At 54.1% G+C, this 17,812-nt stretch carries 18 protein-coding genes; 16 read left to right on the forward strand and 2 right to left on the reverse strand.

Annotation, left to right across the window (positions count from 1 at the left end; translation table 11 throughout):
- Window positions 1-129: 129 nt before the first annotated feature.
- The gene (locus tag ABU190_RS01450; RefSeq protein WP_039079842.1) at window positions 130-1,560 is read left to right on the forward strand and encodes a 6-phospho-beta-glucosidase; all 1,431 of its coding nucleotides are present in this window, start codon (window positions 130-132) and stop codon (window positions 1,558-1,560) included.
- Between the two features lie 30 nt (window positions 1,561-1,590).
- Here the strand turns inward: ABU190_RS01450 and flk are convergent, their stop codons facing one another.
- A complete protein-coding gene (gene flk / locus ABU190_RS01455; protein WP_039079843.1) occupies window positions 1,591-2,598 on the reverse strand; it encodes a flagella biosynthesis regulator Flk in 1,008 nt (335 codons plus the stop codon).
- A 113-nt stretch (window positions 2,599-2,711) separates the two neighbouring features.
- Between flk and pdxB the strand changes: the two genes are divergently transcribed.
- The 15 genes from pdxB to hisP all read left to right on the forward strand — a co-directional run bounded on the left by pdxB (window position 2,712) and on the right by hisP (window position 16,806).
- The gene (gene pdxB, locus ABU190_RS01460) at window positions 2,712-3,848 is read left to right on the forward strand and encodes a 4-phosphoerythronate dehydrogenase PdxB (protein ID WP_039079844.1); all 1,137 of its coding nucleotides are present in this window, start codon (window positions 2,712-2,714) and stop codon (window positions 3,846-3,848) included.
- Window positions 3,849-3,911: 63 nt separating this feature from the next.
- Window positions 3,912-4,925, forward strand: a complete 1,014-nt coding sequence (locus ABU190_RS01465; RefSeq protein WP_071196201.1) for an aspartate-semialdehyde dehydrogenase — start codon at window positions 3,912-3,914, stop codon at window positions 4,923-4,925.
- Window positions 4,925-5,737: a tRNA pseudouridine(38-40) synthase TruA gene (truA, locus tag ABU190_RS01470; protein ID WP_039079846.1), complete on the forward strand. Its 813-nt coding sequence runs from the start codon at window positions 4,925-4,927 to the stop codon at window positions 5,735-5,737. Before ABU190_RS01465 ends, truA begins: the two co-directional genes overlap by 1 nt.
- A 26-nt stretch (window positions 5,738-5,763) precedes the next feature.
- Window positions 5,764-6,423: a DedA family protein gene (locus ABU190_RS01475; protein WP_354690192.1), complete on the forward strand. Its 660-nt coding sequence runs from the start codon at window positions 5,764-5,766 to the stop codon at window positions 6,421-6,423.
- A 103-nt stretch (window positions 6,424-6,526) separates the two neighbouring features.
- Window positions 6,527-7,441 carry an acetyl-CoA carboxylase, carboxyltransferase subunit beta gene (gene accD, locus ABU190_RS01480; RefSeq protein ID WP_039079848.1) on the forward strand — a complete coding sequence of 305 codons (915 nt, stop codon included), beginning with the start codon at window positions 6,527-6,529 and terminating at the stop codon, window positions 7,439-7,441.
- Between the two features lie 72 nt (window positions 7,442-7,513).
- On the forward strand, window positions 7,514-8,782 hold the full coding sequence (folC, locus tag ABU190_RS01485) for a bifunctional tetrahydrofolate synthase/dihydrofolate synthase (protein WP_354690193.1): 1,269 nt from the start codon (window positions 7,514-7,516) through the stop codon (window positions 8,780-8,782).
- Window positions 8,772-9,458, forward strand: a complete 687-nt coding sequence (dedD, locus tag ABU190_RS01490; RefSeq protein WP_354690194.1) for a cell division protein DedD — start codon at window positions 8,772-8,774, stop codon at window positions 9,456-9,458. Before folC ends, dedD begins: the two co-directional genes overlap by 11 nt.
- A gap of 269 nt (window positions 9,459-9,727) precedes the next feature.
- Entirely contained in the window at window positions 9,728-10,216 is a 489-nt protein-coding gene (gene cvpA, locus ABU190_RS01495; protein WP_039079851.1) for a colicin V production protein, read from the forward strand.
- A gap of 35 nt (window positions 10,217-10,251) precedes the next feature.
- Entirely contained in the window at window positions 10,252-11,769 is a 1,518-nt protein-coding gene (gene purF / locus ABU190_RS01500) for an amidophosphoribosyltransferase (protein WP_354690195.1), read from the forward strand.
- Between the two features lie 102 nt (window positions 11,770-11,871).
- Window positions 11,872-12,453 (forward strand): UbiX family flavin prenyltransferase, encoded by a 582-nt coding sequence (locus ABU190_RS01505; protein ID WP_354690196.1) that lies wholly within the window; start codon window positions 11,872-11,874, stop codon window positions 12,451-12,453.
- 273 nt (window positions 12,454-12,726) lie between these two features.
- The gene (argT, locus tag ABU190_RS01510) at window positions 12,727-13,509 is read left to right on the forward strand and encodes a lysine/arginine/ornithine ABC transporter substrate-binding protein ArgT (RefSeq protein ID WP_039079854.1); all 783 of its coding nucleotides are present in this window, start codon (window positions 12,727-12,729) and stop codon (window positions 13,507-13,509) included.
- Window positions 13,510-13,760: 251 nt separating this feature from the next.
- Window positions 13,761-14,543, forward strand: a complete 783-nt coding sequence (gene hisJ, locus ABU190_RS01515; RefSeq protein ID WP_039079855.1) for a histidine ABC transporter substrate-binding protein HisJ — start codon at window positions 13,761-13,763, stop codon at window positions 14,541-14,543.
- An 82-nt stretch (window positions 14,544-14,625) separates the two neighbouring features.
- The gene (locus ABU190_RS01520; protein ID WP_039079856.1) at window positions 14,626-15,312 is read left to right on the forward strand and encodes a histidine ABC transporter permease HisQ; all 687 of its coding nucleotides are present in this window, start codon (window positions 14,626-14,628) and stop codon (window positions 15,310-15,312) included.
- Window positions 15,309-16,025 (forward strand): ABC transporter permease, encoded by a 717-nt coding sequence (locus ABU190_RS01525; RefSeq protein ID WP_039079857.1) that lies wholly within the window; start codon window positions 15,309-15,311, stop codon window positions 16,023-16,025. The genes ABU190_RS01520 and ABU190_RS01525 overlap by 4 nt, the downstream gene beginning before the upstream one ends.
- Window positions 16,026-16,032: 7 nt before the next feature.
- Entirely contained in the window at window positions 16,033-16,806 is a 774-nt protein-coding gene (gene hisP / locus ABU190_RS01530) for a histidine ABC transporter ATP-binding protein HisP (RefSeq protein ID WP_039079858.1), read from the forward strand.
- A 32-nt stretch (window positions 16,807-16,838) separates the two neighbouring features.
- Here hisP and ABU190_RS01535 read toward each other — a convergent pair whose 3' ends face one another.
- Window positions 16,839-17,786, reverse strand: a complete 948-nt coding sequence (locus tag ABU190_RS01535; RefSeq protein WP_039079859.1) for a sugar-binding transcriptional regulator — start codon at window positions 17,784-17,786, stop codon at window positions 16,839-16,841.
- Window positions 17,787-17,812: the final 26 nt, after the last annotated feature.

The following is a 17,812-nucleotide window of genomic DNA, read 5'->3' on the forward strand; positions in this document are numbered from 1 at the left end:
TTATTGGTGTAACATATTCCACTCATATAATTTTATGCAACATTCTCAGACAGTTATATTACTGCTATAGTCAGGCTATCTTCGTACGTAAGTTATTCTTTTACTACTTTTTAGAGAAAGGAGAGACGTATGCCTGGGTTTAAAGCAGATTTTCTGTGGGGTGGCGCGGTGGCGGCGCATCAGCTTGAAGGCGGCTGGCAGGAAGGCGGTAAAGGTGTTAGTGTCGCTGACGTGATGACCGCCGGGGCGCATGGCGTTCCGCGCGAAATTACCGATGGCGTCTTGCCGGGAAAAAACTACCCAAACCATGATGCCATCGACTTTTATCACCGCTATAAAGATGACATCAAACTCTTTGCGGAAATGGGGTTTAAATGTTTCCGTACGTCAATTGCCTGGACACGTATTTTTCCGAAAGGTGATGAATTAGAACCAAATGAAGCCGGCCTGCAGTTTTATGACGATCTCTTCGATGAATGTCTGAAATACAATATTGAACCGGTCATTACCCTCTCGCATTTCGAAATGCCTTATTACCTGGTCACTGAATACGGTGGCTGGCGTAACCGTAAGCTTATTGATTTCTTTGTGCGCTTCGCCAAAACGGTATTTACCCGCTACAAAGGCAAAGTGAAATACTGGATGACGTTTAACGAAATCAACAACCAGGCCAATTACCACGAAGATTTCGCGCCCTTTACCAACTCGGGCCTTAAATACAAAGAAGGTGAGGATCGTGAGCCGGTAATGTACCAGGCGGCACACTATGAGCTTGTCGCCAGTGCGCTGGCGGTGGAAGCCGGGCATGCCATTAACCCTGATTTCCAGATCGGCTGCATGATTGCCATGTGCCCGGTCTATCCGCTCACCTGTAACCCGGACGACATGATGATGTCCGTCTCGGCGATGCACCGCCGTTACTGGTTTACCGATGTGCACGTTCGCGGTTATTACCCGCGCCATCTGCTAAATTACTTCGCCCGTAAAGGCTTTAAGCTTGATATTACCGACGAAGATTTGCACATCCTTAAACGGGGCTGTGTGGATTATATCGGCTTTAGCTATTACATGTCGTTCGCCACCAAAGCCACTGCGGATAACCCGCAACTGGACTATGACGAAACGAAGAGTCTGGTGAAAAACCCGTATGTGAAAGCATCGGACTGGGGATGGCAGATCGATCCGGTGGGGCTGCGTTATTCACTGAACTATTTTTACGATCTTTATCAACTGCCGCTGTTTATCGTGGAGAACGGCTTCGGTGCTATCGATCAGAAAGAAAGTGACGGCTCGGTAAACGATCAGTACCGCATCGAATACCTGCAAAGCCACCTGCGCGAAATGAAAAAGGCGGTGGTGGAAGATGGCGTGGATCTGATGGGTTACACCCCGTGGGGCTGTATTGACCTGGTTTCTGCGGGTACGGGCGAAATGAAAAAACGCTACGGCTTTATCTATGTCGATAAAGATAACGAAGGCAAAGGGACACTTGAACGCAGCCGTAAGAAATCGTTCTGGTGGTACCAGCAGACAATTAAAAGTAACGGCGAAAACCTTTAACGACGATCCCCTCCAGCGGAGGGGATTTTTTTAGATAACCAGCCAGATAAGGGCGAAGGCAATAAGCAACGCGACCAGGAACAGACCTGGCCGGGTTGAGAGGTTTTTGACGCTTTCAATGATCGGCGCGAAAAGCGGGCTGTAGATCGGCTGAATATTTCGTGCTTCCAGCACACCCGAAGTTCGTTCTGCGCGATGTAAAAAAACCTGATTGAGAATGTCCTGCACTTGCGCCGTTGTCAGTACGGTCTGCGGCGTGGCCTGCCAGTTCTGACGGGCATAATCGGTGATAGTTTGCCACTCAACATTATCCAGCGGCTGCTTAAGCGCGGTTTGCACGCTTTGCAGTGTCGGGGAAGTCTGGGTGCTTAATGTCTGACGCGCCTGCAGCCAGGTCATTAAGTGGGTAAAATGTTTTGCCGGGATGAGCTCTCCGGTTTTCACGCCAGATAATTCCATCATAGATTGCCAAATCAATTTACCGGATTCACCCGTCGCAGCGGCCAGTTTGGTCACCGCCTGATTGAGCGAATTGTGCTCAGCAGGCAACAGCGGGCGGTCTGTCGCCGGGCGTTGCAAGGGCTGAGGTACCGAAATCTGGTTGTTTTGCAGCAGCGTCAGCACCGTTTTAAGCTGCTCTGGCGTAAGCTGGCTCAGCGCCGTCTGACCAAACTGCTGGCGAATAAAGTCGCTAACCGCCTGGCGGTTATTACCCTGACCGAGCAATTCCGTCAGTTGCGAGATAACCTGGCGGGTAGTGTGATTCTGCGTGGCGGTATCCAGGCGCTGGTTGAGATTCTGCTCTGCCGCCGGGAAATGGCGTGACAGCAGCGGCGCGTCATTCTTCAAACCCAAATCATGTTTAACCCCGGCCCAGACTTCGGCGCTCTGCTGTTGCGTGAGCGCCACCAGGCGAATAATCAACCGCTCCAGCACAGTGCGCTGGATTGTCGATAACGGCTGCTCTCCGGCGGCCAAAGTAGGGGGCGTAGGGTCTTGCCCCGGAGGGCGCGCGGGGGTGCCCTGAATGGGTTGCATCATGGAAATCCTCTGGGTCTCGCACGTCGTGTAGCGGCATTGCAGGTATGCCTGGCAGCGAGATTATGGCACACTTAAAAGCTTAACTCCCGTTCTCTAACCGGTACTGTAACGTGAAAATCCTTGTTGATGAAAATATGCCCTATGCCGGCGATTTGTTCCGTCGTCTGGGTGAGGTAAAAGCTGTGCCTGGTCGTCCCATTCCGGCTGCGGAATTGGCGGATGCGGATGCGCTGATGGTGCGTTCCGTGACGAAGGTGAATGAAGCGCTGCTCAGCGGTACGCCGATTAAATTCGTGGGTACGGCAACGGCGGGTACCGATCACGTTGACGAGCAATGGTTGCAGCAGGCGGGGATCGGTTTTTCTGCCGCTCCGGGGTGTAACGCCATTGCGGTTGTGGAATATGTTTTCTCGTCCCTGATGCTGTTGGCCGAACGTGACGGTTTCGATCTGCGCGACCGCACTGTCGGGATTGTCGGAGTAGGTAATGTCGGCGGTCGTCTGCAGGCGCGCCTGGAAGCCTGGGGGGTACGTACGTTACTGTGCGATCCGCCGCGTGCCGACCGTGGCGATGAGGGTGATTTTCTGCCGCTCGACGCCCTGGTGCGCGAAGCTGATGTGTTGACCTTCCACACGCCGTTGTTTAAAGACGGGCCGTACAAAAGCTGGCATCTGGCGGATGAAGAGGTAATTAGTCGCCTGAAACCTGGCGCTATTCTGATTAATGCCTGCCGGGGCCCGGTGGTGGATAACGCCGCCCTGTTGCGTCGTCTGGAGGCAGGCCAGCCGCTGAGCGTTATCCTTGACGTCTGGGAACCGGAGCCGGATCTCGACGTGGCGCTGCTGGCAAAAGTGGATATCGGTACTGCGCATATCGCCGGCTATACGCTGGAAGGGAAAGCACGTGGCACCACGCAGGTATTCGAAGCGTTTAGCGATTTTATCGGCAAGCGCCAGCAGGTTGCGCTGGATACGCTGCTGCCTGCGCCGGAGTTCGGTCGCATTACGCTGCACGGCCCGCTCGATCAGTCGATCCTAAAAAGACTCATTCATTTGGTGTATGATGTGCGCCGCGACGATGCACTGCTGCGAAAAGTGGCGGGTATCCCGGGTGAGTTCGACAAGCTGCGTAAAAATTATCTTGAGCGTCGGGAATGGTCATCGCTGTATGTGCAGTGTGATGACGACCAGGCGGCTACACTGCTGCAAAAGCTGGGTTTCAACGCTGTCCATCACCCAATTCGTTAATGTCATCTTAATGCTACCTGCCGGATAATCCGGCGGGTACGCTTTTTTCTGGAGTAAATCACCATGTCTGAAGGCTGGAATATTGCCGTACTGGGCGCGACAGGCGCTGTCGGAGAAGCCTTACTCGAAACGCTTGCGGAGCGTGAGTTCCCGGTGGGCGATTTGTATGCGCTGGCGCGTAATGAAAGCGCCGGTGAGACGCTGCGTTTTGGCGGAAAAACCGTACGCGTTCAGGATGTTGCGGAATTTGACTGGACGCAGGCGCAACTGGCGTTCTTTGTTGCCGGTGCCCAGGCGACGGCTGAGAATATTGAAGAAGCCACCAACGCCGGTTGTCTGGTGATTGACACCAGCGGTCTGTTCGCGCTGGAGCCGGATGTGCCGCTGGTTGTGCCAGAGGTGAACCCGTTTGTTCTGGCCGATTACCGCAATCGTAATCTCATTGCCGTGCCGGATAGCCTGACCAGCCAGTTGCTGATCGCGCTGAAACCGCTGATCGACGAAGGTGGCCTGTCACGTATTGGCGTGACCAGTCTGCTCTCCGTGTCGGCGCAGGGCAAACCGGCGGTGGATGCCCTTGCCGGGCAAAGTGCGAAATTGCTCAACGGTATTCCCATCGACGAGGACGACTTCTTTGGCCGGCAACTGGCGTTCAACATGCTGCCTATTCTGCCGGACCGTGAAGGTGCGGTTCTGGAAGAGCGTCGTCTGGTGGACCAGGTGCGTAAAATTCTGCAGGACGACGGGCTGATGATATCCGCGAACTGTGTCCGCGCGCCGGTCTTTTATGGCCACGCGCAGATGGTCAGCTTCGAAGCGCTGCGCCCACTGGCTGCAGAAGAGGCCCGTGATGCGTTTGCCCGCGGTGAAGATATTGTGCTGTCCGAAGAGAATGAATTCCCGACCCAGGTTGGCGATGCTTCCGGTAGCGCACATCTCTCAGTCAGTTGCGTACGTAACGATTATGGCCTGCCTGAACAAATTCAGTTCTGGTCGGTGGCAGATAACGTACGGTTTGGCGGGGCGCTGATGGCGGTGAAAATCGCTGAGAAACTGGTACAGGAGTACCTGTACTAATGTCAGACGTTGTTGAGCAACCGCTGTTGAAAATTGCGCTCGGTATTGAGTACGACGGCAGTAAGTATTACGGCTGGCAGCGTCAGCAAGAAGTACGCAGCGTGCAGGAAAAACTGGAGAAAGCGTTGTCGCAGGTCGCCAATGAGCCGGTGACGGTTTTTTGTGCCGGGCGAACCGACGCCGGTGTGCATGCCACAGGGCAGGTGGTCCATTTTGAGACTCGCGCGGTACGTAAAGACGCGGCCTGGACCCTGGGCGTAAATGCGAATTTACCTGGAGACATCGCGGTACGTTGGGTGAAAGATGTGCCCGATGATTTCCACGCGCGGTTTAGCGCGACAGCGCGTCGTTATCGCTACGTTATCTACAATCATCGTTTACGCCCGGCGGTACTGAACCAGGGAGTGACGCATTATCACCTGCCCCTTGATGCGGAGCGCATGCAGCGTGCGGCGCAATGTCTGCTGGGTGAAAATGATTTTACCTCGTTTCGCGCGGTACAGTGCCAGTCGCGCACGCCGTGGCGCAACATGATGCACATTAACGTTCAGCGTTATGGTGCGTATGTGGTGGTGGATATCAAAGCGAATGCCTTTGTACATCATATGGTGAGAAACATTGTCGGTAGCCTGATGGAAGTGGGTGCCAACAACCAGCCGGAGAGCTGGATAGCAGAGCTACTGGCGGCTAAGGACAGAACGCTGGCGGCAGCAACGGCGAGAGCAGAAGGTTTGTATTTGGTGTCGGTCGATTATCCGGACCGTTTCAACTTACCCCGCCCGCCAATGGGTCCGCTGTTTCTCGCGGACTAGTCGCAATCAACCAAGGCATAGACGATATGGACGTAATTCGCTTTCTTATTGATTTCATTCTGCACATTGATGTTCACCTGGCGGAGCTGGTCGCGCAATACGGTATCTGGGTATACGCGATCCTGTTTCTGATTTTGTTCTGCGAAACCGGGCTGGTGGTCACGCCGTTTTTACCGGGGGATTCGCTGCTGTTCGTTGCGGGCGCGCTGGCCTCACTGCCCACGAACGATATCAACGTTCACGTTATGGTGATGCTGATGCTTGTTGCGGCCATCCTCGGCGATGCGGTGAATTACACGATAGGGCGCCTGTTCGGCGACAAGCTATTTAGCAACCCGAACTCGAAAGTGTTCCGTCGCAGCTATCTCGATAAAACCCATCAGTTTTATGAGAAACACGGTGGCAAAACCATTATTCTTGCCCGCTTTATCCCCATTGTGCGGACGTTCGCGCCTTTCGTTGCCGGGATGGGGCATATGTCCTACTGTCATTTCGCGGCGTTCAACGTGATCGGGGCGCTGTTATGGGTGCTACTGTTTACTTATGCTGGCTACTTCTTCGGTACGCTGCCGATGGTGCAGGAAAATCTTAAGTTACTGATTGTCGCGATCATCGTGGTGTCTATACTTCCTGGGGTGATTGAGATCATTCGCCACCGTCGAGCGGCAGCGCGACAGGCAAAATAAGATGTCTATGGCGGTTCGACCACTTTTTTATCCCAAGTTGCGAACTGTTATGTTTTAATGTGCCCCATTTATGGGCTACCAGGTTCATGTATAAAGGTTATCAATGAGCTGGATTGAACGAATCAAAAGCAATATTACCCCCACCCGTAAGGCGAGCATCCCTGAGGGCGTGTGGACGAAATGCGATAGCTGCGGCCAGGTACTGTATCGTGCCGAGCTGGAGCGTAACCTTGAGGTCTGCCCGAAGTGTGACCACCATATGCGCATGACTGCGCGTAACCGCCTGCATACATTGCTGGACGAAGGTTCACTGGTGGAACTGGGTAGCGAACTCGAGCCGAAAGACGTGCTCAAGTTCCGTGACTCCAAAAAATACAAAGACCGTCTGGCGACGGCGCAGAAAGAGACCGGCGAAAAAGATGCGCTGGTGGTAATGAAAGGCACGCTGCATGGTATGCCGGTTGTCGCGGCAGCGTTTGAATTCGCCTTTATGGGCGGCTCAATGGGTTCTGTCGTGGGTGCGCGTTTTGTTCGCGCCGTTGAGCAGGCGCTGGAAGATAACTGTCCATTGATTTGTTTCTCCGCCTCGGGTGGCGCACGTATGCAGGAAGCGCTGATGTCGCTGATGCAGATGGCGAAAACCTCCGCAGCGCTGGCGAAGATGCAAGAGCGCGGCCTGCCGTATATCTCTGTACTGACTGACCCAACCATGGGCGGCGTTTCCGCGAGTTTTGCGATGCTGGGCGACCTGAATATTGCCGAGCCGAAAGCGCTCATTGGTTTTGCCGGCCCGCGCGTTATTGAGCAGACCGTACGTGAAAAACTGCCGCCGGGATTCCAGCGCAGTGAATTCCTGATTGAAAAAGGGGCGATCGACATGATCGTTCGCCGTCCGGAAATGCGCCTGAAACTGGCCAGCATCCTGGCGAAGCTGACCAATCAGCCAGCACCGAGCCCGGATGCGCCGCGTGAAAGCGTGGTGGTGCCCCCGGTGCCCGATCAGGAAGCCGAGGCCTGATAATACCGAAGGGCAGGGCCATCACGGCGCTGCCCTTTTGCTTTTTACATCGTCAAACATCCTACGGGCATCATGGAAAATAAACGCATTTTGCAAGCCACGTCGCCCCTGGCCGCGTGGCTTTCTTATCTGGAAAACCTGCACAGCAAAACCATTGACCTGGGACTTGAGCGCGTAAGCCAGGTTGCAGCGCGTCTTGATGTTTTGCGACCGGCGCCGTTTGTCTTTACCGTTGCGGGAACCAATGGTAAAGGCACGACTTGCCGTACTCTCGAATTCATTCTTCTGGCGGCCGGATATCGTGTGGGTGTCTACAGTTCGCCGCATCTTATCCGTTATACCGAGCGCGTCCGCGTACAGGGCGAGGAGCTGACGGAACTCGACCACACCCGTTCTTTTGCCGAAATTGAAGCGGTGCGCGGTGAAACCTCATTAACCTATTTTGAATACGGTACGCTGTCGGCGCTGTGGCTGTTTAAACAGGCGAAGCTGGACGTTGTTATCCTCGAAGTGGGACTGGGCGGGCGTCTTGACGCCACCAATATGGTCGATGCGGATGTCGCCGTGGTAACCAGCATTGCGCTTGATCATACCGACTGGCTGGGGCCAGACAGAGAAAGTATCGGTCGCGAAAAAGCGGGCGTCTTCCGGGGCGGTAAACCGGCGGTAGTCGGCGAAAGCGATATGCCGTATACCATCGGCGAGGTGGCTGTGGAAAAAGGCGCTCTGCTGATGCGCCGGGGCGTAGACTGGCAGTATGAAGTAGAGCAGGGCCAGTGGCGTTTTCGCGACGGCCAGGGCGAGTTGAGCGGTTTACCGCTGCCGCAGGTGCCGCAGCCAAATGCCGCAACGGCGCTTGCAGCACTGCGGGCCAGTGGGCTGGCGGTGAGCGAGCAGGCTATTCGTGACGGTATCGCCAGCGCAATTTTGCCTGGTCGCTTTCAGATTGTGGCTGAAAACCCACGTCTTATTCTGGATGTGGCGCATAATCCTCATGCGGCGGCTTACCTTGCCGGGCGGCTGGCGGCAGAGCCTAAGCGCGGTCGCGTGCTGGCGGTCATCGGCATGCTGCATGATAAAGACATCGCCGGAACGCTCGCCTGTCTGGAGCCTGTGGTCGATAGCTGGTATTGTGCCCCTCTGGAGGGGCCACGCGGTGCGACGGCAGAACAGTTGATGGCGCATTTACCGCAAGGGAAGGCGTATCAACACGTTGCGCAGGCCTGGCAGGCAGCGATGGCGGAGGCCACAGCAGAAGATACCGTGCTGGTGTGTGGTTCGTTCCATACGGTGGCACATGTCATGGAAGCGATGGAAGCGGGGAGAACCGGTGGCAAGTAAGTTTCAGAACCGTTTGATGGGAACCATTGTGCTGGTTGCGCTCGGGGTGATTATTCTTCCCGGGCTGCTGGACGGGCAAAAAAAACATTATCAGGATGAGTTCGCCGCCATTCCTCTGGTACCCAAACCCGGCGATCGCGATGAACCGGATATGATGCCTGCGGCCACGCAGGCGCTCCCGGCTCAGCCGCCGGAAGGCGCCGCGGAAGAGGTGCAGGCTGGCGAGGCGGCAGCGCCGTCGCTGGATGCCTCCCGGCGGGCTGTCAGTGGGGCGACGACGCCGGATGTCACGATGCAACCCGTCGCGCCGAAGCAGGTTGAACAGCCAAAACCGGCTGAGAAGCCCAAACCACAGCCACAGAAACCCGCAGAACAGGTGGCGGCAACCCCGCCTGCGGATCAGCCGCCCGCGGCGGATAAGTCTGCGCCAGTGGGTAAAGCCTGGGTGGTACAACTGGGTGCGCTTAAGAACGCTGACAAAGTTAATGAAATTGTCGGTAAACTGCGCGGTGCAGGTTATCGCGTTTATACTGCGCCCACTACGCCAGTACAGGGTAAAATCACCCGTATCCTGGTCGGTCCGGACGCATCAAAAGATAAACTCAAGGGGTCGCTTGAGGAGCTTAAGCAACTGTCAGGCTTGAGCGGTGTGGTAATGGGGTATAGCGCGAACTAGCGTGCGGTTTGTTCCCCCTCACCCTAACCCTCTCCCCAGAGGGGGCGAGGGGATGGTTTGCTCCCTCTTTCTTGAGGGAGAGGGCCGGGGTGAGGGTGTAAATACGAATTCAAAAACACGCCCGAAGAGGCTAAAGATCCGATGGCGTTGAATATTTTTTCAGCGCCATTTTTATTTACGCGCGGGAAGGAAATCCCTACGCAAACGTTTTCTTTTTCTGTTAGAATGCGCCCCGAACTGGATGACAGGGCGTAAATCGTGGGACACATATGGTCTGGATTGATTACGCCATCATCGCGGTGATTGGTTTTTCCTGTCTGGTTAGCCTCATCCGCGGCTTTGTTCGTGAAGCGTTATCACTGGTGACATGGGGTTGTGCTTTCTTTGTTGCCAGTCATTACTACACTTACCTGTCAGTCTGGTTTACGGGCTTTGAAGACGAACTGGTGCGCAATGGGATATCCATCGCCATCCTGTTCATCGCGACGCTGATTGTTGGCGCTATCGTCAATTACGTGATAGGTCAACTTGTGGAGAAAACCGGCCTGTCGGGTACAGACAGGGTGTTGGGGATCTGTTTTGGCGCGCTACGCGGGGTGCTAATTGTCGCCGCCATTCTGTTCTTTCTCGATACCTTTACGGGCCTGTCAAAAAGCGAAGACTGGCAGAAGTCGCAGCTTATCCCGCAATTCAGTTTCATCATCAGATGGTTCTTTGACTATCTGCAAAGTTCGTCAAGTTTCTTGCCCAGAGCGTAGTCGCTCTGAGATGTGGCTTAACGAGGAAAAGACGTATGTGCGGTATTGTCGGTATCGCCGGTGTTATGCCGGTCAACCAGTCGATTTATGACGCGTTAACGGTGCTTCAGCACCGTGGTCAGGATGCCGCTGGCATCATCACGATCGATGCAAATAATTGTTTCCGTCTGCGCAAAGCAAATGGTCTGGTCAACGATGTTTTCGAAGCCCGCCATATGCAGCGTCTTCAGGGCAACATGGGTATCGGCCATGTGCGTTACCCAACCGCTGGCAGCTCCAGCGCCTCCGAGGCTCAGCCTTTTTACGTTAACTCCCCTTACGGCATCACGCTTGCCCATAACGGCAACCTGACCAATGCCCATGAGCTGCGTAAAAAGCTGTTTGAAGAAAAACGCCGCCACATCAACACCACGTCTGATTCCGAAATCCTGCTGAATATTTTCGCCAGCGAGCTGGATAATTTCCGCCATTATCCGCTGGAAGCAGACAACATTTTCGCCGCTGTCGCCGCGACCAACCGCCAGATCCGTGGCGCGTATGCATGTGTTGCGATGATCATCGGCCACGGTATGGTTGCTTTCCGCGACCCGAACGGTATTCGTCCCCTGGTACTGGGCAAACGCGATATTGGTGACGGCCGCACTGAGTACATGGTGGCGTCAGAAAGCGTGGCGCTCGATACGTTGGGCTTTGAATTCCTGCGCGATATCGCGCCGGGCGAAGCCGTCTACATCACCGAAAAAGGCCAGTTGTTTACCCGCCAGTGTGCGGATAATCCGGTCAGCAACCCGTGCCTGTTCGAATACGTCTATTTTGCGCGTCCGGACTCCTTCATCGACAAAATCTCCGTCTACAGCGCGCGTGTCAATATGGGCACCAGGCTTGGCGAGAAGATTGCGCGTGAATGGGAAGATCTGGATATCGACGTGGTTATTCCCATCCCGGAAACCTCCTGCGATATCGCGCTGGAAATCGCCCGCATTCTTGGCAAGCCGTACCGTCAGGGTTTTGTGAAAAACCGTTATGTTGGCCGTACCTTTATCATGCCGGGCCAGCAACTGCGTCGTAAATCCGTCCGCCGTAAGCTGAACGCGAACCGCGCTGAGTTCCGCGATAAAAACGTGCTGCTGGTGGATGACTCCATCGTACGTGGTACCACCTCCGAGCAGATTATCGAGATGGCCCGTGAAGCCGGGGCGAAGAAAGTGTACCTCGCCTCTGCGGCGCCGGAAATTCGTTTCCCGAACGTCTACGGTATCGACATGCCGACCGCGAACGAACTGATTGCACATGGTCGTGAAGTGGATGAGATTCGCCAGATCATCGGCGCTGATGGCCTGATTTTCCAGGATCTGACCGATCTGATCGACGCTGTGCGTGCGGAAAACCCGGATATCCAGCAGTTCGAGTGCTCAGTCTTCAACGGCATCTATGTCACCAAAGACGTGGATCAGGGGTATCTCGACTACCTCGACTCGCTGCGTAACGACGATGCGAAAGCCGTGCAGATGCAGAACGATCTCGAAAGCTTAGAGATGCACAACGAAGGGTAATCGACCCGTTTTCGCCCTCTCCGCCCGGAGGGGGCGCTCATCAGTTGCAACTGTTGGCATAATCCGGCAAAGTCTGCCTCAGTGTAGATAAAGGCGACGGATATGAAACGACTCATTGTGGGGATCTCAGGGGCCAGCGGCGCGATTTACGGCGTGCGCTTGTTGCAGGTATTACGCGACGTGGCGGACATTGAAACCCATCTGGTGATGAGCCCGGCCGCGCGCCAGACCCTCTCTCTCGAAACCGATTTTTCTCTGCGTGATGTTCAGGCTATGGCAGATGTGGTGCATGACGCCCGCGATATCGCTGCTAACATCTCTTCCGGCTCATTTAAGACCGCAGGCATGGTTGTATTACCCTGTTCGATAAAAACGCTCTCTGGCATTGTGCACAGCTACACAGACGGCCTGCTGACGCGTGCGGCGGATGTGGTGTTAAAAGAGCGTCGTCCGCTGGTGCTGTGCGTGCGTGAAACACCGTTGCATTTAGGCCATCTGCGTTTGATGACCCAGGCCGCAGAACTGGGGGCTGTTATCATGCCGCCTGTGCCCGCGTTTTACCATGCGCCGAAAACGCTGGATGACATTATTAACCAGACCGTGAACCGCGTACTGGATCAATTTGATATCGCTCTGCCGGAAGATCTGTTCATCCGCTGGCAGGGGGGGGACGCCTCCAGATAGTGCGCATCATTGCCCGATGCCCTTTTTCAGGGCATTTTTGCAATCACGATCATATCCTCAACATTTAATTCCTTTTTTCCCCTGTTAACACTCCGGTTCGTTCGGCGGACCTGCTATCTTTCACCATTAAGGTCAATTTGCAACGTTTCATTAACAAATTTAACGCTGTTGTTTTTCAGCGCTAAAAATCTGGCATAAGACGTGCAAGTAAACTCGTAGCAACACACAACACAACGCAGCACAAAATAAAATCAGAATACTTGAGGGTAATGTATGAAGAAGACGGTTATTGCTCTGTCTTTACTGCTGGGCCTGTCCGCGGCATCCAGTGTTTACGCAGCGCTTCCCCAGACTGTACGCATCGGTACTGATGCGACATACGCACCTTTCTCTTCCAAAGATGCGAAAGGGAATTTTGTCGGTTTTGACATCGATCTCGGTAATGAGATGTGTACCCGCATCAAGGTCAAATGTACCTGGGTTGGCAGCGATTTTGACGCGCTCATCCCGTCTCTGAAAGCGAAGAAAATCGACGCGATTATCTCTTCTCTCTCTATTACCGAAAAACGTCAGCAGGAGATTGCTTTCTCCGACAAACTCTATGCTGCTGATTCCCGTCTGATCGCCAAAAAAGGCTCGCCGATCGTGCCGACGCTGGACTCTCTGAAAGGCAAACACGTTGGGGTTCTGCAGGGGTCTACGCAAGAAGGGTATGCGAATGACAACTGGCGCACTAAAGGTATCGACGTGGTGGCCTACCAGAACCAGGATCTGATCTACTCTGACCTCGCCGCAGGCCGTCTGGATGCTGCATTCCAGGACGAAGTGGCTGCCAGCGAAGGCTTCCTGAAACAGCCTGCCGGTAAAGATTTTGCGTTCGCCGGTCCGTCCGTTAAAGATAAAAAATACTTTGGCGACGGCACCGGGATCGGTCTGCGTAAAGACGATACCGAGCTGAAAGCGGCCTTCGACAAAGCCTTTGCTGAAATTCGTAAAGACGGTACCTACGATAAGCTCGCGAAGAAATATTTCGACTTTAACGTCTACGGCGAGTAAAGCAGCTGTTTTTGGGATAAACGATGCGCCATTTTGGTTTTCCAGGATGGTGCATAAATACGTGTGATGTTTAAAGTTGGTGCGCCTGATGCACCGAAATGGCGCAACGCTGCATAGTTAAGCAAAAACCATGCAAAAAAAGCCGGCAGGCGGGCAGAATGCTTTGCCTTGCCGTGCCATATAATGGCACGATAGCGACACCGTATTCTTCTAATAAATCCCTTAGGAAAGACAGTCTGTTGAGGATAATTATGAAAAAATTGGTGTTATCACTTTCTCTGGTGCTCGCTATCTCCAGCGTTTCAAGCGCATTCGCAGCCATTCCGCAAAAACTCCGCATCGGTACTGACCCAACTTATGCTCCTTTCGAATCAAAGAATTCGCAGGGCGAATTGGTTGGTTTTGACATCGATCTGGCGAAAGAGCTGTGTACGCGTATCAAAACCCAGTGTGTCTTTATTGAAAACCCACTGGACGCGCTGATTCCTTCGCTTAAAGCGAAAAAAATCGACGCCATCATGTCATCTCTCTCAATTACTGAAAAACGTCAACAGGAAATTTCGTTCACCGACAAGCTGTATGCAGCGGATTCTCGTCTGGTTGTGGCGAAAGACTCTGACATCGTTCCCGATCTCGCGAAGCTGAAAGGCAAACGCATTGGCGTATTGCAGGGCACCACGCAGGAAACGTACGGTAATGTTCACTGGGCGCCGCAGGGTATTGAAATCGTCTCCTACCAGGGACAGGACAATATCTACTCTGACCTGACCGCAGGCCGTATTGATGCTGCGTTTCAGGATGAAGTGGCCGCCAGCGAAGGTTTCCTGAAAACGGCAATGGGTAAAGACTACAAATTTGGCGGTCCGTCTATTAAAGACGAGAAGCTGTTTGGCGTCGGCACCGGTATGGGGATTCGTAAAGACGATAACGAACTGCGTGAAGCGCTGAATAAAGCCTTCGCGGAAATGCGTGCAGACGGAACTTACGAAAAACTGGCGAAAAAGTATTTTGATTTTGATGTTTATGGTGGTTAATTCCACGCGTGTTTAACGTGCGACCCCTTCCGCCCGGAAGGGGAAGAGACGCGGCAGACACGAATACGACAGGACAGGCTGCATGCTGTATGGTTTTTCTCAAGTTATCTTTCATGGTGCCCTTGTCACGCTGGAACTGGCTATCAGTTCCGTGGTGCTGGCGGTACTGATTGGCCTGGCCGGTGCGGGCGCAAAGCTCTCTAAAAACCGTCCGTTAGCGCTGGTTTTTGAAGGTTACACCACATTGATTCGCGGCGTGCCCGATCTGGTGCTGATGCTGCTGATTTTTTACGGATTGCAAATAGCCCTCAACACGCTGACCGATGCGATGGGTATGGAGCAACTCGATATTGATCCTATGGTGGCGGGTATTATCACCCTGGGGTTTATTTATGGTGCCTATTTCACCGAAACCTTCCGTGGCGCTTATATGGCGGTGCCGAAAGGGCATATCGAGGCTGCCACCGCGTTTGGTTTCACCAACTCACAGACCTTCCGACGTATTTTGTTTCCGGCCATGATGCGCTTCGCATTGCCGGGGATTGGCAACAACTGGCAGGTTATTCTCAAAGCGACGGCGTTAGTGTCGTTGTTGGGGCTGGAAGATGTGGTGAAAGCCACGCAGCTCGCCGGGAAAAGTACCTGGGAGCCGTTCTACTTTGCCGTCGTATGCGGCCTGATTTATCTGGTGTTTACCACCGTTTCTAATGGCGTACTGCTTCTTCTCGAACGTCGCTACTCCGTAGGTGTGAAGAGGGCTGACTTGTGATCGAGATTATTCAGGAGTACTGGAAATCGCTGTTGTGGACCGATGGTTACCGCTTCACCGGGGTGGCTATTACCCTGTGGCTGTTGATCTCTTCGGTGGTGATGGGCGGCGTCATGGCGGTATTCTTGGCCATTGGTCGCGTCTCCAGCAACAAATACATTCAATTTCCCATCTGGCTGTTCACGTATATTTTTCGCGGCACGCCGCTCTATGTGCAGTTGCTGGTGTTTTACTCGGGCATGTATACGCTGGAAATCGTGAAGGGAACGGAACTGCTCAACGCGTTTTTCCGCAGCGGCCTTAATTGTACGGTGCTGGCGTTAACGCTTAATACCTGTGCTTACACCACCGAGATTTTCGCCGGGGCGATCCGTTCGGTACCGGCCGGGGAAATTGAAGCCGCCCGCGCCTATGGTTTCTCGTCGGTGAAAATGTATCGCTGCATTATCCTGCCGTCGGCGCTGCGCATTGCGCTGCCTGCCTACAGCAACGAAGTGATTTTGATGCTCCACTCTACCGCGCTGGCTTTTACCGCGACGGTGCCGGATCTGCTCAAAATCGCCCGTGATATTAACTCCGCGACCTACCAACCGTTCACCGCGTTTGGTATGGCGGCAGTACTGTATTTGATCATCTCTTATGTGCTGATTAGCCTGTTCCGCAAGGCGGAAAAACGCTGGCTGCAGCATATAAAACCTTCTTCGACGCACTGAGAACATCATGTCTGACAATAAATTAAACGTTATCGATTTACATAAACGCTACGGCGAGCATGAGGTGTTGAAAGGGGTGTCGCTGCAGGCTAACGCCGGGGATGTGATCAGCATTATTGGTTCGTCCGGCTCCGGTAAAAGTACCTTTCTGCGCTGCATAAACTTCCTTGAGAAGCCAAGTGAAGGAACGATCATCGTCAATGGCGAGAACATCAACCTGGTGCGCGATAAAGACGGTCAATTACGGGTAGCGGATAAACAGCAACTGCGTTTGTTGCGTACCCGCCTGACAATGGTGTTCCAGCATTTCAACCTGTGGAGCCACATGACGGTTCTGGAAAACGTCATGGAAGCGCCAATCCAGGTGCTGGGGCTGAGCAAACAGGAGGCCCGCGAGCGTGCGGTGAAATACCTGGCAAAAGTGGGTATTGATGGTGTTCAGCAGGCGAAATACCCGGTGCATCTCTCTGGCGGTCAGCAGCAGCGCGTCTCTATTGCCCGTGCGCTGGCAATGGAACCGGAAGTCTTGCTGTTTGACGAACCCACTTCCGCGCTGGACCCGGAGCTGGTGGGCGAAGTGCTGCGCATCATGCAGCAACTGGCGGAAGAGGGAAAAACCATGGTGGTGGTGACGCATGAAATGGGCTTTGCCCGCCATGTGTCCACCCATGTGATTTTCCTGCATCAGGGCAAAATTGAAGAAGAGGGCGCGCCGGATGAGCTGTTTGGCAATCCGAAAAGCCCACGTCTGCAGCAGTTCCTCAAAGGTTCACTTAAGTAATCATCGGGCTACCGGCGCTCGCCGGTAGCCGCTTAGTCCGCCAGCAGTTGAAGTGCGGTATCTTCGTCCGTCACCAGCCCATTGACCCAGCCACCGACCAGGGCTGCGCGAATGGCGGCAAGTTTACGTTCCCCTCCGGCAAAGCCGACCACTTTTCGTTGCGTGTGGCTGGTGAGCGGCACACTGGTCAGCATCGCATCCAGTTCGGAATCCAGGCGTACCCCCTGATGGTTAAAGAAATGGCCAAGCATCTCGCCTGCGACATGCTGCGTCTCCAGATCTTTGACCTGGGCGTCGGTAATAAACCCCTCGGTGTTCAGCGGGCAACCCAATTTCACCTCGCCAATGCCAAGGAAAGTGACATCCGCGTTAAGCGCTCTTGCCGCCACGCGCTGGTAGATCTGATGCTGGCACCAACTGTTTTTATCTTCCGGGCTATCGGCATAGAGCGGCGCCGGAATGAAAAAATACTTACCCTGCATTTTTTCCGCCATTTTCAGCGGCACATCGTAACGGGTACCGGAGTCATCCCGTGCGATGGCGCCGATCATCGACACGCACTGATGTTGCGGTCGCTCCAGCGACGGCAGGGCGTCAATCACGGCGCGCAGCGTTTTACCGGAGCCGACACCAAAGACCTGCGGTTTCTCTTCACAGATAAATTGTGCCATCACCTGTGCCCCTTCAACGGCCAGCATCTGCTGAATGGCATCATCTTCCAGCCCGGCAGATGGCACAACGCGACACAGGTTGAGGGCATATTTTTCTTGTAGGTCGTGCGCCAGTTTCAGACAACGGGTCACCGGATGGCTGATATTGACGGTAACCATCCCGGTTTCGCGGGCGCCGGAAATGAGCCGTTGTGCTACCTGGCGCGACAGGCCCAGCGCCGAGGCAATATCCTGTTGTGTTAATCCCGCCACGTAATACATCCATGCGGCACGGGCGGCGAGTTCCTGTTTTTTCTCTTCTTTGTTCATCAAACATTCCCCTAATTTCCTGCCGC

The sequence above is a fragment of the Phytobacter sp. RSE-02 genome, assembly GCF_040578655.1.
In the GTDB taxonomy this organism is placed as follows: Bacteria; Pseudomonadota; Gammaproteobacteria; order Enterobacterales; family Enterobacteriaceae; genus Phytobacter; species Phytobacter diazotrophicus.